Source organism: Streptomyces sp. NBC_00385, assembly GCF_035917155.1.
In the GTDB taxonomy this organism is placed as follows: Bacteria; Actinomycetota; Actinomycetes; order Streptomycetales; family Streptomycetaceae; genus Streptomyces; species Streptomyces poriferorum.
Genome location: NZ_CP107951.1, coordinates 425,937 through 440,350, shown reverse-complemented (window position 1 = coordinate 440,350; position 14,414 = coordinate 425,937). Strand labels below are relative to the sequence as shown.

Annotated in this window: 10 protein-coding genes and 1 tRNA gene; 6 read left to right on the top strand and 5 right to left on the bottom strand. The window is 71.3% G+C overall.

The features are described 5' to 3' along the window. Positions 1 to 7: 7 nt before the first annotated feature. The 3 genes from OG959_RS01980 to OG959_RS01970 are packed head-to-tail and all read left to right on the top strand — an operon-like array spanning position 8 to position 5,339. Positions 8 to 1,681, top strand: coding sequence for an extracellular solute-binding protein (locus tag OG959_RS01980; RefSeq protein WP_326656227.1), 1,674 nt, complete (start codon positions 8 to 10; stop codon positions 1,679 to 1,681). Continuing rightward, entirely contained in the window at positions 1,678 to 3,144 is a 1,467-nt protein-coding gene (locus OG959_RS01975) for a M1 family metallopeptidase (RefSeq protein ID WP_326656226.1), read from the top strand. Before OG959_RS01980 ends, OG959_RS01975 begins: the two co-directional genes overlap by 4 nt. Then, positions 3,141 to 5,339 carry a right-handed parallel beta-helix repeat-containing protein gene (locus OG959_RS01970; protein ID WP_326656225.1) on the top strand — a complete coding sequence of 733 codons (2,199 nt, stop codon included), beginning with the start codon at positions 3,141 to 3,143 and terminating at the stop codon, positions 5,337 to 5,339. Before OG959_RS01975 ends, OG959_RS01970 begins: the two co-directional genes overlap by 4 nt. A gap of 83 nt (positions 5,340 to 5,422) precedes the next feature. Here OG959_RS01970 and OG959_RS01965 read toward each other — a convergent pair whose 3' ends face one another. Next, positions 5,423 to 6,148, bottom strand: a complete 726-nt coding sequence (locus OG959_RS01965) for a TetR/AcrR family transcriptional regulator (protein WP_326656224.1) — start codon at positions 6,146 to 6,148, stop codon at positions 5,423 to 5,425. A gap of 143 nt (positions 6,149 to 6,291) precedes the next feature. Between OG959_RS01965 and OG959_RS01960 the strand changes: the two genes are divergently transcribed. Next, positions 6,292 to 7,239 (top strand): NAD-dependent epimerase/dehydratase family protein, encoded by a 948-nt coding sequence (locus tag OG959_RS01960; RefSeq protein WP_326656223.1) that lies wholly within the window; start codon positions 6,292 to 6,294, stop codon positions 7,237 to 7,239. Positions 7,240 to 7,254: 15 nt separating this feature from the next. On the opposite strand, the gene OG959_RS01955 is transcribed toward OG959_RS01960, so the two are convergent. From OG959_RS01955 to OG959_RS01945, 3 genes are all read right to left on the bottom strand, one after another. Then, a complete protein-coding gene (locus OG959_RS01955) occupies positions 7,255 to 7,866 on the bottom strand; it encodes a carbohydrate-binding protein (RefSeq protein ID WP_326656222.1) in 612 nt (203 codons plus the stop codon). 121 nt (positions 7,867 to 7,987) lie between these two features. After that, a complete protein-coding gene (locus OG959_RS01950; protein WP_326656221.1) occupies positions 7,988 to 8,890 on the bottom strand; it encodes a transketolase family protein in 903 nt (300 codons plus the stop codon). A 67-nt stretch (positions 8,891 to 8,957) separates the two neighbouring features. Further along, positions 8,958 to 9,659 carry a transketolase gene (locus OG959_RS01945; RefSeq protein WP_326656220.1) on the bottom strand — a complete coding sequence of 234 codons (702 nt, stop codon included), beginning with the start codon at positions 9,657 to 9,659 and terminating at the stop codon, positions 8,958 to 8,960. A gap of 128 nt (positions 9,660 to 9,787) precedes the next feature. Between OG959_RS01945 and OG959_RS01940 the strand changes: the two genes are divergently transcribed. Next, positions 9,788 to 9,864: transfer RNA gene (locus tag OG959_RS01940), tRNA-Pro, on the top strand. Positions 9,865 to 10,525: 661 nt separating this feature from the next. Continuing rightward, positions 10,526 to 13,417, top strand: coding sequence for an AfsR/SARP family transcriptional regulator (locus OG959_RS01935; RefSeq protein ID WP_326656219.1), 2,892 nt, complete (start codon positions 10,526 to 10,528; stop codon positions 13,415 to 13,417). Between the two features lie 262 nt (positions 13,418 to 13,679). On the opposite strand, the gene OG959_RS01930 is transcribed toward OG959_RS01935, so the two are convergent. Further along, complete coding sequence (locus OG959_RS01930; protein WP_326656218.1) at positions 13,680 to 14,255, bottom strand: M23 family metallopeptidase; 576 nt, start codon at positions 14,253 to 14,255, stop codon at positions 13,680 to 13,682. Positions 14,256 to 14,414 lie beyond the last annotated feature (159 nt).

The window sequence follows — 14,414 nt, the reverse complement described above, 5'->3', positions numbered from 1 at the left end:
GATTCAGGTGTCGAGCTCTTCCCCCATCAATCGCAGAGCACTGTTCCGCATGGGTGCGGGCGTCGGTCTGGGACTGGCCGCCGCCCCGCTGCTCGCCGCCTGCGGCGACGGCGGCACGACCGCCAAGGCGGAGGCCAAGAGCGCCTCGCTGCTTCCGGACACCGCGGTCCGCAACATCGGTCTGAAGCCCGACCTGGCCGGCACCGCCGCCGGTGTCCCGCAGGGCTACTTCAGCTACCCCGCCCAGCCGCTGAGGGCCACGAAGGGCACGCCCCTCAAGGGCGCGAAGCCGATCAGCGCGACCATGGAGACGTTCTCCCCGCCGCCGCCCTCGCGGGGCAGGAACGCCGCCTGGCAGGAGATCGAGAAGCTGCTGGGCGGCGAGGTGAACATCACCGCCGTGCCCGCCGACGACTACGGCACCAAGTTCTCCACCATGGTCGCCAGCGACAGCCTCCCCGACCTCTTCATGTACCCCGAGGTCGGCGGCGTCGACAACAAGTCCGGCTTTCTCCGGGCGACGTGCGCCGACCTGACCCCGTACCTCGCCGGCGACAAGGTCAAGGACTATCCGAACCTGGCCGCGATCCCGAAGGGCGCCTGGCAGGCCGCCATCTTCGGCGGGAAGCTCTACGGCATCCCGATCGCGCGTACCGGCACCGGTGGCGCCGGTGTCTACCGTCACGACCTCTTCGAAGAGGTCGGTGTGACGAGCCTCGACCAGATCACCGGCCTCGACCGCTTCGTCGAGGTCTGCAAGGAACTGACCCGGCCCAAGAAGGACCAGTACGCGATCATCGCCGGTGCCACGACCATGCTCGCGATGTCCGCGGGAGCGCCCTACTCCTGGCGGCTGGACGGGACGACCGGAAAATTCACCTGCGACCTGGAGACGCCGGAGTTCCGCAAGGCTGTGGAGACCGCCCGGCTGCTGTACGAGGCGGGCTGCTTCTACCCGGGCACCCTCCAGATGTCCGGGGCGCAGAAGGCCCAGTACACGGACATGTTCAAGAACGGCAAGGGTGCCTACGTCTACGACGGGATGCCCACGTACCTGGCGCCGGGCGTCGGCTACATCGCGGCCATGGGGGCCATCAACAAGAAGTTCGACCCGCGGCCCTTCATCCCGGTCGGCAAGGACGCCGTCGCCTGGATGGACAACGTCAAGCTGGAGAACACGCACATCAAGAAGGCATCCGGAGACCGCGTGAAGCAGGTCCTCGCGCTGGCCGACTTCGCCGCGTCGCCGTTCGGAAGCCAGGAGTACACCCTCATCAACTACGGGGTCGAGGGCAAGGACTTCACCCGTGACGCCAAGGGCAACCCCGCGCTCACCAAGCAGGGCACGCAGGACGTCACCGTGCCCTGGAAGTTCATGGCCTCCGCCGTTCCTGCGGTCTTCAGCGCCGACTCGGAGGAGGGCGTCCGTCACGTCCACGACGCCTTCACCAAGATGATCCCGATGATGGAGCCGGACCCCACGCTCCAGTACTCCTCGCCCACCTGGGACTCGAAGGGATCCGGCAGCCTCTACACGTTCAAGTCGGACGCGCTCAAGGACATCATCTCCGGCCGCAAGCCGATGTCGGCCTACGACCAGCTGGTCAAGGACTACCTGGCCAAGGGCGGCGAGCAGGCCCGAGGCGAGTTCGAGGAAGCCTTCCAGAAGGGCAAGAAGTGACCGCACGACGCTCGGTCCTCGCACTCGGCGGGGCCGCGGTCGCCGCGGCCGTCGCCGTCCCGGCCCTGGGTTCTCCCGCCTCCGCCCGGCCGCACGGGTTCGCCCCGAAGCCCGGCTCCGACGGCGTGGGCGACCCGCTCTTCCCCACGCTCGGCAACGGCGGCTACCAGGTACTCCACTACGACCTGGCCTTCGACTTCACCCCGGTGACGTACGACTTCACCGCCACCGTGAAGATCAGCGCCAGGGCCACCCAGGACCTGTCCGCCTTCAACCTCGACACCGACGGCCACACGATCGACTCCGTCACCGTCGCCGGCCGCCCCGCGACCTGGTCGCTCACGCCCGGACAGAGCGGTCAGGAGCTGACCCTCACGCCCGCCCGCCCGCTCCACCACGGGCAGGCGTTCACCACCGAGATCCGCTACCGGGGCAACGGCAAGGCGCCCCGGCTGGGCCTCACCGGATGGAAGTTCGGCACCGACGGCGGCTTCGCCTCGGCCGCCCAGTCCTCGCGCGCCGACACCTTCCTGCCGTGCAACGACACCCCGTCCGACAAGGCGACGTGGACCTTCCACATCAGCGCCCCCGAGGGCTTCGTCGCCACCGCCAACGGCGAGCTGACCCACAGGACCCCGCGCGCCGACGGCTCCGCCGTCTGGCACTTCGCCCTCCGCGAGCGCATGGCGACCGAACTGATCGGGATCGCCGTCGTCAAGGGCACCTATCTGTACGGCAGCAGCCACCGGGGCCTGCCCCTGCGGCACATCGTCCCGCAGGGCCAGGAGGACACGTACGCCCCGATCGTGGCCCGTACCGCCGACCATCTCGCCTGGCTGGAGGCGAAGTTCGGCCGCTACCCGTTCTCCGTCTACGGGCTCCACATCTACGACGGCTACACCGACGCACTGGAGAACCAGACCCTCTCCCTCTTCTCCACCAACTGGTTCAAACCCAACGCCAACGGTCAGCCCGGCTATGAGACCACCATGGTCCATGAGCTCGTCCATCAGTGGTTCGGCGACTCCGTCACCCCGAACGACTGGCAGCAGGCCTGGCTCAACGAGGGCCCCGCCGTGTACTACGCGGGCCTGTACGGCGAGGAGCGCGGCTGGTCCGTCTTCGCCGACAAGATGAAGTCGACGTACGAGAAGCTCGACGCGGTCCGCGCCGCCGACGGGCCGCCCGGACTGCCCAAGGCGCTCGGCGGCACGAACATCTACGACGGCGGCGCGCTCGTCCTGTACGCCCTGAACCAGCGGATCGGCGGGCGGGCGTTCGACCAGGTCATGCGTGAGTGGGTGAAGCGCTTCAAGGACTCCACCTACACCAGCGAGGCCTTCATCCGGCACACCGTCGACATCACCGGTGACCGGTCCGTGGACCCGTTCCTGCGCGACTGGCTCTTCGGAGCCGTCAATCCGCCCATGCCCGGCCACCCCGACTGGAAGGCCTCTGCGTGAACCGCCCCATGAACGTCGTACGAGGAACCGCCGCTGCCGCCACCGCCGCCGTCCTGACCGCGCTCCTCGCGGCCCCGGCCGCCCAGGCCGCACCCGGCACCCGCACCCTGTACGCGGCCCCGGACGGCCGCGGCACCTCCTGCACCGTCGCCCGTCCCTGCACCCCGGAAGCGGCCCGCGACCTGGCCCGCACGGTGACCGGACACGACGTACGCGTACTGCTCAAGGACGGTACGTACCGGCTCGACGAACCCCTGAAGCTCGGCGCCGCCGACTCCGGCGTCACCTGGGCAGCGGCACCCGGCGCCCGCCCCGTCCTCTCCGGCGGACAGGACATCACCGGCTGGCGGCAGCACGCGGACGGCACCTGGAGCGCCCGCGTCCCCGAAGGCGTCACCCCTCGTCAGCTCTTCGTCGACGGCAGGCGCGCGACCCGTGCCCGCGGCGAGGCCTGCGCCGCCGCCACGTGCGACGCGACCCCGACCGGCATGACGGGCGCCACCGCCACCGGAATCGACCAGTGGCAGCGCCCCACCGACGCCGAGGCCGTCATCCGTGTCCGCTGGCGCAACTACCACTGCCGGATAGCCGCCGTCAGCGGCGACACCATGACGTTCGCCCAGCCCTGCTGGACCAACTCGGCGAGCGGCACGGACCGGACCGGGCCCGCCTGGGACTCCACCACGGTCGACTCCACCCGCTACAGCGGCGTCGCCTTCTTCGAGAACGCCCCCGAACTTCTGGACCGGCCGGGCGAGTTCGTATGGAACTCGACGGACCGCACGGTCACCTACCTGCCGCGCAAGGGCGAGAACATGCGCCACGCGCAGGCCGTCACTCCGCACACCGAACAGCTGCTCGTCGCCGACGGCGCCCACGACGTCACCGTCGACGGGATCGGCTTCGCGTATGCGGCGTACCGACAGCCCGGCACCGACGAGGGCTATGCGGGCATGCAGGCCGGTCTCACCCTGACCGGCGCCACCGGCCCCGTCGACCACGCGGGCCGCTTCTACACCAAGCCGGCTGCCGCGGTCACCGTCCGCGGCGGCCGGGGGGTGAGCATCGAGAACACCCGGTTCACCCATCTCGGCGGGGCCGGCGCGATCCTGGAGGCCGGCACGAAGGACAGCTCCGTGACCCGCTCGTCCTTCACCGACCTGTCCTCGGGCGCGGTGTACGTCGGCGACACCGAGCCGATGCCGGGGGCCGAACTCGCCGGGGAGCGCAACACCGTCGCGTACAACACCATCAGCCGCACCGGCGTGGAGTACACCGACGCGGTGGGCATCTGGGCCGGTTACGAGGCCGAACTGACCGTCGACCACAACAGCCTGGACCACCTCCCGTACTCCGGGATCTCCGTCGGCTGGGGCTGGAACCAGCCCGAGGCGCAGACGTCCGTGCTACGCGACAACAAGGTGACGAACAACCGCATCACGGACGTCATGGAGGTGGCGCGGCAGCAGCACGACGGCGGTGCCATCTACACCCAGGGCGCGCAGCCGGGCACCGTCCTGAGCGGCAACTACATCAACCGTTCCGCGTACGGCAACACCGAGCGCGACGGCAACGGCATCTACCTCGACGAGCAGTCCTCGCACATCACCGTCGAGAAGAACGTCATCACCCGCATCGGCTACAAGTGGGTATCCAACTGGGCGGATTACGGGATCGAGAACACCGCGCGCCGCAACTGGACCGACACCGCCGCACCCGCGCTCGGCGGACGCGGATCCGTCATGACGGACAACCTCACCGGTCTGGACCGGCTGCCCGCCGAAGCGCTCGCCGTCGCCGCTCGCGCGGGTTCCCGCGGCGGCCCGGTCGAGCAGCTGCGCACCGACCTCGCGCGCACCGGCACGGCCACGCAGTCCTCCACGGAGGGCACGGCGGCGGCGGAACTCGCCCTGGACGCCGACACCAACACGGACACCCGCACGCTCTCCGAGGAGGGTGCCTGGTGGCAGGTGGACCTCGGCGGCGTCCGGCACGTCCGGCAGGTGGAGGTGTGGAACAACTCCGCCTCCGCCACGGGTGACTTCGACATCGTGACGGACGACGGCACCGTCCACGTCAGCGGCAAGGCGCTCCGCCCCACCGTGATCGACCTGGACAGCCGGACCCGGACGCTGAAGATCGTGACCACCGGAACGGGCCGGGTGGCCCTCTCACAGGTGCTCATCCACTCCTGACGCCCGCACCGCACGAGGACGCCGGACCGGCCATCGAGGCCGGTCCGGCGTCCGGCGTTTGCCCGGGGGCGCCCCGGAGGAGCTCACGCCAGCGCGAACGCGTCCGCCAGCATGTCGGTCTGCGCGGCCAGCAGGCTGCTTCCGTCGTGTGCCATCCCCGTGAACTGGCCCGCCGTCTCCAGACCGACCGAGCCGTGCAACTGCGCCCACGCGAGCACCGCGCCGGCCAGCGCGCGAGCCGATGCCGCCGGGTCCCCGGCGGCATCCACCGCGTACGCGGCGACCCAGTCGCCCACGGCGGTGTCCGCCGTCAGCCAGGCCTCCATCTGCGCCACCACCGGAGCCACCCCCGCCCCCGGCACCCCGCCCGTGAACACCGCAAGGAACGGCCCGAGCGCGGCACGGGCGCGCTCCAGCGTGTCGGCGGGAGCCACGTACCCCGGCACCGGCGAGCCCTGGATCAGCAGATAGCGGTGAGGCTGGCCCACCGCCCAGGCCCGGTAGGCGGTCGCCAGAGCGCGCAGCCGCTCGCGCGGGCCGTGAGCGGCGGCCTCCGACCGGGCCGCGGCCGCGCCCATCGCCGTCGCGGCGTCGTCGTACGCGTCCCTGATCAGGGCGTTCAGCAGGTCGTCGCGGCTGGCGAAGTAGCGGTAGAGCGCCGGGCCCGAAAGGCCCATGTCCTTCGCGATCCGGGTGAGCGCGAGCGCCGCCACGCCACCGTCGGCGAGCTGCCGCAGCGCCGCCTCCTTGATCTCCGCCCGGGTCTGCTCCCGGTACCGGGCCCGTGGCCCCTGCTGCGCCTCGGGCATCCCGGGCCCCTTTCGCTAGGCAAGCTCACTTCAGTTACGGAGTCTAACAGTCAGGCTTGCGATGGCTCATAGTGAGAGTTACGGTGTCTAACGGAAGTGAGGGGCAATAGCGCCGCTCGGAGACCGCAGCTCAAGGAGCACCCATGACCGCAACGCATGACCTCCACGTCGTTCTCGGCGCCGGCCCCGCCGGAACGGCGCTCGCTGCCGAACTGGCCCGCCGCGGCCACCGCGTGCGGCTCGTCGACCGGTCGGGCCACGGGTCCGCAACGGCTGGCGTCGACCGGTTCGCCGCCGACGTGGCGACCGCCGAGGGCGCCCGCGCGGCCGTCGAGGGGGCGGCCGTCGTCCATCACTGCGTGAACGTCGGCTACCACCTCCAGGTCGAGGTCATGCCGCGCATCCAGCAGGCCGTAATGGCTGCCGCCGAAGCGGTGGGGGCCCGCCTCGTCGTCCTCGACACGCTCTATCCGTACGGCGAGACGGGCGGTGCGGTGATGACCGAGGACACTCCGTGGAACGCCACCACGCGCAAGGGCAGGATGCGGGCGGAGCTGGACGCCCGCTATCTCGCCGCCCATGCCGACGGCCGGCTCCGCGTCGTGCTGGGCCGGTCGGCCGACTTCGTCGGACCGGGGGTCCTCAACTCCACGCTGGGCGGTGCGGTGTTCCCGGCCGCGCTGACCGGGGGAGAGGTCCCGGCGTTCGGCGACATCGACCTGCCGCACAGCTACACGTACATCGGTGATGTCGCCGCGGGGCTCGCGACCCTGGGCGAGAACCCGGACGCGGACGGCCGGGTCTGGCACCTGCCCACGGCCCCGGCGCTCACCACCCGGCAGATTCTGGCGATGGTGGAGGAGCGGGTGGGGCGCGCCCTGAATCTGACCGTCGTGGCGCGGCCGCGCCCGTTCGGGCCGTTCGACGAAGTGTTCATGGCGGAGTACGCCGAAATGTTCTATCAGCACACGGAGGCACAGATAGTCGACTCCTCGGCGATCGAGAAGGCGTACGGGCTCACGCCCAATCCCCTTACGGCCACGGTCGACGAGACACTCGCGTGGTACGGGGAACTCCTGGCCGCACGGTGATCCGCGTGCGCGCCCCTATCCGCCGCCGGCCGCCGGGCCGTCGAAGCGGAACCAGTCGACGGCGAAGAGGTCGGCCGCACCCGCCCTCCATGCCGGATTGGCGAACACGGCGAACAGCTGTACCCCGCCGACAGCCCCCGTCAGCCGGGCCGTCGGCGACGCGGGGCGGTCCCAGCCGCCCGTGAACGGCACGGTGAGGCTCCCCAGCAGCGGCCCGGCCGGCGACCCGGCCCGGAACTCGACCGTGCCGCCGATGCCGCCCGAGGCGGCCCGGACCGTCACCGAGTCGACGCTCCCCGGCGACACCACGCCGAGGTCGATCCAGTCACCGTCCTCGATCTCGGCGATCCGCCGCCCGCCGGAGTCTCCGGCTTGGTGCGCGGTGACCGCTCCGCCGTGTGTCCCGCCGGTCGTCGTGAACCACTCCGCCTCGCAGAAGGCCGGTTGCGGCCAGGTGACCGGAACGACGGCCGGCGTCCGGGAAGAGGCGGCGTGCGCCGGGGGCGGAGAGGTCGCCAGAAAGCGGCACGTGAGCACCGGGCAGAGGGCGAGCGCGGCGAGCGGAAGCAGGTCGCGCGGGGGCAACAGGCTCCCTAAGACGCCGCGGATCGAAGGGCGACGGTTCACGGGCGCTCCCTGTGGGGGTGGGTGCCGAGAGGTCTAGAAAGCGCTTTCCGGACGCGTTGTTCAGGGTAGGGTCACGCCTTCCGCGCGGTCAATGGGCCGGTACCGCCCCGCCTCCGCCGGCTCACCCGCCCAGAAAGCCGCTGATCCGGTCCCGGAGGCCGTGCGGGTCCAGGCCGTGCGCCGCCAGGTGCTCGTCCATCTGCCCGTACCGCCGCAGTTCCTCGCGGGCCACGCCGAGCCCCAGGATCCGGTGGGGGAGTGCGACGAGCGCGTCGTTGGCGGCGCCCGTCGAGGTGCCCGCCAGATACGGCTCGACGATCACCACATCGGCGGTGGCCCGGGCGCCGGCCGCCCGGCGCAGCCCGGGGCCGTCGAACGGCCGCACGGTGGTCGCGTACAGCACGGTCACGTCGAGTCCCTCCGTCGCGGCGAGGACGTTGTCGAGCATCGGGCCGACGGCGACCACGACCCCGCCCGCTCCCTGGCGCACGGTGGTGAACCCGCCCGCCCCGCCGACCGGACGCCCCCGGTCGTTGGACTGCAGCGACAGCCGCACGTACACCCGCCCGTCCCCGGCCGCCGCCTCGCGCAACAGCGTCTCCGCCTCGTCGGGATGGCCCGGCACGTGCACGGTCCAGCCCTCCAGCGTGTCCATGAGTGCCACGTCCCCGGGCGCCATGTGGGTGAACCCGCCGGCCGGCCAGTCGTAGGAGGCCCCCGCGCTCACCAGCACCCCGCCGACCCCCTGGTGGCCGAAGTCCAGCTTCACCTGCTCGAACGGCCGCTCCACCAGGAAGCTCGCGAACGTGTGCAGGACCGGCCGCATCCCGGTGAGCGCCATCCCGGCGCCGGCCCCGACGAGCAGCTGTTCACGGATGCCGACGTTCACGACCCGGTCGGGATGGTCCCGCTCGGCCCGGCCGAATCCGTCGCGGCTGATCTCGGCGAGCACGAGCGCGAGGCGGGGATCCTCGTCGAGCAGCTGTGTGGTGGTGGCGATGAAACGGTCACGCATCGTGTCCATGGGGGTGTTCCTCTGCTTCCGTTGAGATTCCGTCGCGGGTTCCCGGCAGGCGTGCGCGGGGTGTGACTTACTGCTTCGGGCCGACTCGGGCGACCACGGCCCGGGGCTGTTCGGGGTGCGGCGCGGTGAAAGCCGCGTACAGCGCCTCGTGGTCCCGCCCGTCCACGGACGCGACCGACCAGCCCGCGGTCGCGAACCGCTCCGCGATCCCGCCGGGGCGTCCGTACGTCGCCGAGGCGTTGTCGATCACCACGGTGTGCAGCTGCTCCAGGCCGGCCGGACCCGCGTAGGCGATCGCCTCGTGATTGCTGCCCTCGTCCAGCTCGGCGTCGCCGGTCAGCACCCAGACCCGCGGCCCGGTCAGACCCTGGGCCCGCAGCCCCAGCGCACTCCCCACGGCGAGCGGCAGCCCGTGCCCGAGCGAGCCGCTGCCGATCTCGGCGCCCGGCACCAGGAGCCGGTCGGGATGGTGACCGAGCGGCGATCCGTACGAGCCGAAACCCGCCAGCAGCTCCTCGTCGAAGAATCCGTGGGCGGCGAGGACCGCGTAGTACGCCATCGGTCCGTGCCCCTTCGACAGGAGGAAGCGGTCCCGGTCGGGCGCGTCGACGGTCTCCGGTGTCACCCGCAGGACCCGGTCGTACAGCACCCACAGCGCGTCGAGGGTCGAGGTCGCGGCAGGGCCGTGCTTCTCGTCGCCGGTCATCAGGCTCATCAGCCGGGACAGGTCGCGGTAGGCGGACGTCCTCGTGGCGGTCGTGTTCGTCATGCCGCCCAGCGTTCAACGTCAAGCGCGGTTGAGGTCAAGCGGCGAAAGGTGTTCGTGACCACCGGTCGAAGTGCGGTATTGTTCTCATGCGCGTTCGGACCAGGGGAAACCCCAGGTCAGGCGGGCAGCGGGACGTGGCGCAGCTTGGTAGCGCACTTGACTGGGGGTCAAGGGGTCGCAGGTTCAAATCCTGTCGTCCCGACCATGCGGAGACGCAGGTCGGAGGTCGTTCTCTCATCCGTGAGAGGGCGGCCTTTCGTGCGTTCCGGGGCGTGGTGGTCGCAGTGTGGTCGCACGCCTGGGCCGGGGCTGGTTCGCCTGGGTGCTGGTAGTGGGTGGTGCGGGGGAGCGGAGGTTGTGGAGGGCTGCGCGGAGGCGGTGGAGGTGGTCGCGAGGGGGTCGCAGCCACCCCGGGCTTGGCAGGCGGTCAGCGGCTCGTGCGGCCGTGGTGAGGTTTGGTCGACGGTTTCGACGACCTGGTGTGCGGCCTGTCGGGTGGGGTCGCTGTAGAGGTCCGCGGTGATCGACAGGCTGGAGCGCCGCACCTTCAGTGAGGACCAGGAGAGCCGCAGCCGGGCGTCCGCCCGCGAGCAGTGAGCCGCGCGTCCGGCCGCCCGTGTCGGCCCCACGGCGCAGCATTCACGGTGGTCCAGGCGAGGACCACCGGGCCTGAAGGAACGTCCTCGGCATTCCGCCAGGGGCCGTACCCCTGGCGGGCGCGGTGCCGGGTGGGCGGCCTACCCACGCGTCGAGATCGGCGGCGAGCGCTGAACGGATCGAGAGGGAGTCGTCATCCGGATTTCGTCTGGCGAGGCTTCGAACATCGTTACGCTGCACCGAAGTTACCGAAATCACGGAGGGCAGCGGTGGGGGAGCCGGCATTCGGAGTTCTGGGGCCGCTCCAGGTGAGGGCGCACGGTGTCCCGGTACGGATCGGCGGGGCCAAGCCCCGGGCCGTACTGGCGACTCTGCTGCTCCAGCCGAACGGCTTCGTCTCACTGGACCTGCTGACGGAGGTCCTGTGGCCAGGTGGCGCACCTCGGTCCGCGGTCGCCAACGTGCGCACGTACGTACGGACGCTGCGCCTGCGGCTGCCCCCGACGGCGGTCGACGGACTGCGTACCGAGCCCTCCGGCTACTCGCTGGGCGTCGAGCCCGGGGAGGTGGACATGCTGCTCTTCGAGCAGCATCTCGCCTCGGCCCGCGCCGCCCGCGACCGCGGTGAGGACGCCGCGGCACTGCGTGCCTACGAAATGGCCTTGGGGCTGTGGCGCGGCGGGGTGCTCCAGGACGTGCCCTCCAGCGTGGTGTGGGACCCGGCCATCACGCGCATGGAGGGGTTGCGGTCCATCGCTGTCGACGAATGCCTCGAGTTGCGGCTCCGGCTCGGGGACTACGCCCACCTGGTCTCCGGCCTGCGGTCCCGGCTGACCGAGAGCCCTCTGCGGGAGGACCTGTGGCGGATGCTCGTGCACGCGCTGAACGGCGCGGGGCGCAGCGCCGAGGCGCGGTCCGCGTACGCCGAGGCCGAGCGGGTGATCGCCGCCGAGCTGGGGATAGAGCCGAGCGAGCCGCTGCGGGCCATCGGCGCCGAGGTCAACGGATACCCCGGCCGCCGTCGCGCGGCAACGCCCGTGTCCGTCTGCCAACTCCCGATGGACATAATCGACTTCACCGGACGCGCCGTCGAGGTCGCCGACCTGGAGGAGTTACTGTCCACCGCCGGCCGGCAGCCCGTGGTCGCGGCGGTGTCGGGCCCGCCGGGTGTCGGGAAGTCCACGCTGGCCGTGCATGTCGCCCACCGGGTGCGTGACGTGTTCCCGGACGGGCAGCTCTTCGTCGACCTGGCCGGAACGAGCGAGTGCCCCCGTGAGCCGGCGGACGTCCTGGCCGAGATGCTGCGCGGCCTGGGCGTCATCGACAGTGCGATACCCGGTGAACCGGGCGAACGCGCCGCGATGTTCCGTTCCCGCCTGGCCCAGCGGCGCTTCCTCATCGTGCTCGACGACGCCCTGGACAGCGCACAGGTGAGCCCACTGCTTCCGGGCACCGGTGGTTCGGCGGTGCTGGTCAGCTCGCGGCGCCGGATGCCCGGCCTGCCGGCGCGTGCCTGCCCGCTCGGGCTGATGCGGCACGATGACGCCCGCGCCCTGTTCGGGGCCATCGTCGGCGCGGACCGGCTGCGCCGGGAGGGGGCCGACGCCGACCGTGTCCTCGCCGAGTGCGGATCACTTCCGCTGGCGGTACGGATCGCGGCCGCCCGGCTCGTGAACCGGCCCGGCTGGAGCGTCGGCACGCTGGCCGACTCGCTGCGCGACGAGCGCGGTCGCCTCGGGGCGGTCCGCTTCGGCGAGCTGGAGGTGCGGGCCGGCGCCGAACTCAGCTACCGCCATCTGCCCGAGCCCGCCGCCACCGCCTTCCGCACGTTCGGAGACCTGCCCGACGACGCCGTCCCGGGCTGGCTCGTCGCCGTTGCGACGGGGTGCGACAGTGAGACGGCGGGGGGTCTGGACACCCTGCTCGACGAACACCTCGTCGAAGTCGTCGGCAGGGACCGTCTCGGCCTGAACCGTTACCGCATGCACGACCTACTGCGGTGCTACGCCCGGGAACTCGTCCTGACGGACAATCAGGAGATCCGGCTGCGGCGGCGCCTGCGGGTCATAGACGCGCTCACCGCCCTCGCCCGCTCCGCCAACGCTGCCATGCCCACCCGCTTCCTCGGTGTGCTGGGCGAGCCCGACGAGCGGGGGTTGCCGGACGGACCGGCGCACGATGTCGTCCTCACGGTGCGCGCCCGGCCCGTGGACTGGTTCGAGAGCGAGCACCGCAACCTCGTCGCCGCCGTCGGCGCGGCAGTCCGGCTCGGGCGGACTGACAGGGCCGCCGACCTGGCGATCGAACTGGCGGGCTTTTTCGACATGCGCGGCTACTACGGGGACTGGCTGCGGACCCACCGGCTCGTGCTCGACGCCATGCCGCACCACGACGACGTCAGGGCTGCTTCCCTGCTGCGCAACCTCGGCCAGCTTCATCTCTACCAGGACAGGTATCCGGACGCGCTCGCCTCCTTCGACCGGGCCAGGGCGCTCTTCGCTGAGCTCGGACACCCCACGGGGGAAGCGATCGCCGCGGTGGGCTCCGGCTCGGTCCACCGGATCGTGGGTGATCTCGGCGCCGCGCTCGGGACGTTCACCGCCGCGCTCAAGGACTTCGCCGCGTACGGCGACCGGCACGGCGAGGCGGTGGCACGCAACGCGATCGCCTCCGTCTGGCTGGAGCGCAAGGACCCGGAGGCCGCGGACGGCTGGCTGCGAGGGGCCCTGGAACTGTCCCGTGCCGACGGGGACCGGCACCGCGAGGCACAGGTGCGCCGCAGGGTCGCCATGCTGCACGAGCTGCGTGGCGAACCGCAGGCGGCGCGTGGCGAGCTGGAGCGAGCCCTCGGCATCTTCGACGAGTTGGCCGACCTGCACTGCGCCGCGTACGTGCAGCAGAGCATCGCGGAACTGTGCTTGCGACAGGGTGACGCCGGTGAGGCGTCGGCTCTGTTGATCGGCGCACTCGCTGTGCAGCAGCAGCTCGGGGACCGCCGTGCCGAGGCCCGGGTGGCGGGCCTGCTGGGCGAGTTGCACGACGCGACCGGCCGCAAGCAGACCGCGCGGCACTACTTCCACCGATCCCTCGCGACCTGGCGCCGCCTGGGCCTGCCCGATGAGGCCGGACTGGTGGACGCCAAACTCCGCTCCATGCGCTGAGAGGCTGTCGGGTGGCCTCCGGCCGGGTGGCCGGCACGCACGCTTCCCGTGTTGTCGTCAGTCGGCGCCGCGCCGCACCGCCTCCCTCTCCGCCCTGGAATCGCACGCACCGGACCGCGTTCGCATTCGGATAGGAGGCCACCCGACAGCCTCTGGGCGGCACCGGTGGAAACAGGTGTGGGTGCGACCGCCGTCGCACCCACACCTGGCACAGGGGGTCATCGGGTGCCGGTCGGTCCTCCCGCCGAGACCCGGCGGTGTGTCAGCATCTGTTGTTGCTGACCTGGTTGCGCCTGAGGTAGTCGCTCCACGTGACACCCTGGACGACCGCGACGACGACCGCTCCGTCGTGCTTCTGCTCGTAGTGGAGGTGCGGGGAGATGTCGTAGAGGGCCGAGGTGTTGCCGACCTCGCCGATCAGCTGGCCCACGTTCACCGTGGCGCCCGCGGCCACCGAACGAGTCCTCAGATGGGCGTACCGGGTCTGCCAGCCGCCCCCGTGACCGATGACTATCGTGTTCCCGTATCCGGCGCCCGTCGAGTAGTACGACTCGAGGACCGTGCCACCGGCACTGGCGAACACCCGGCGGCCCAGGTCGTCCGGGGTGCCGTTCGCGTCGTAGTGGTTCCAGTCGATCGAGTGCGCGGGGCTGTGCCCCGACCAGTTGTTGCCGAGCCATGTCTGGTTGCACTCGAAGGGCATCTTGAAGGCGGGCCGTGCGGCAAGGGCGGCTTCCGACGAGTTCGCGACCGGCGCCGCGACAGCGGTGGGAACGGTGAACACGGTGGCCGCGACCGCGCTCATGGTGATCAGCGACCGGCGGAAATTCCTGTGCATGGTTCTCCCCTTGTCGTCTTGCGTCGGGTGACACGGCGATTCAAGGAGGCGGGCATACACAGCGGATACATTCCGCCCGTCGACCCCGCACACCTGCTCCCCCGTCGTTCGTTCACGCCGGAGTTCAAGGCCGAGATCGTCGGACTGTGCAGACGGGCG

Coding starts and splice junctions, on each gene's coding strand:
- OG959_RS01965 (WP_326656224.1), bottom strand. CDS start 6,148: ATGCCCGAGGCGCAGCAGGGGCCACGGGCCCGGTACCGGGAGCAGACC.
- OG959_RS01960 (WP_326656223.1), top strand. CDS start 6,292: ATGACCGCAACGCATGACCTCCACGTCGTTCTCGGCGCCGGCCCCGCC.
- OG959_RS01950 (WP_326656221.1), bottom strand. CDS start 8,890: ATGGACACGATGCGTGACCGTTTCATCGCCACCACCACACAGCTGCTC.
- OG959_RS01945 (WP_326656220.1), bottom strand. CDS start 9,659: ATGACGAACACGACCGCCACGAGGACGTCCGCCTACCGCGACCTGTCC.
- OG959_RS01930 (WP_326656218.1), bottom strand. CDS start 14,255: ATGCACAGGAATTTCCGCCGGTCGCTGATCACCATGAGCGCGGTCGCG.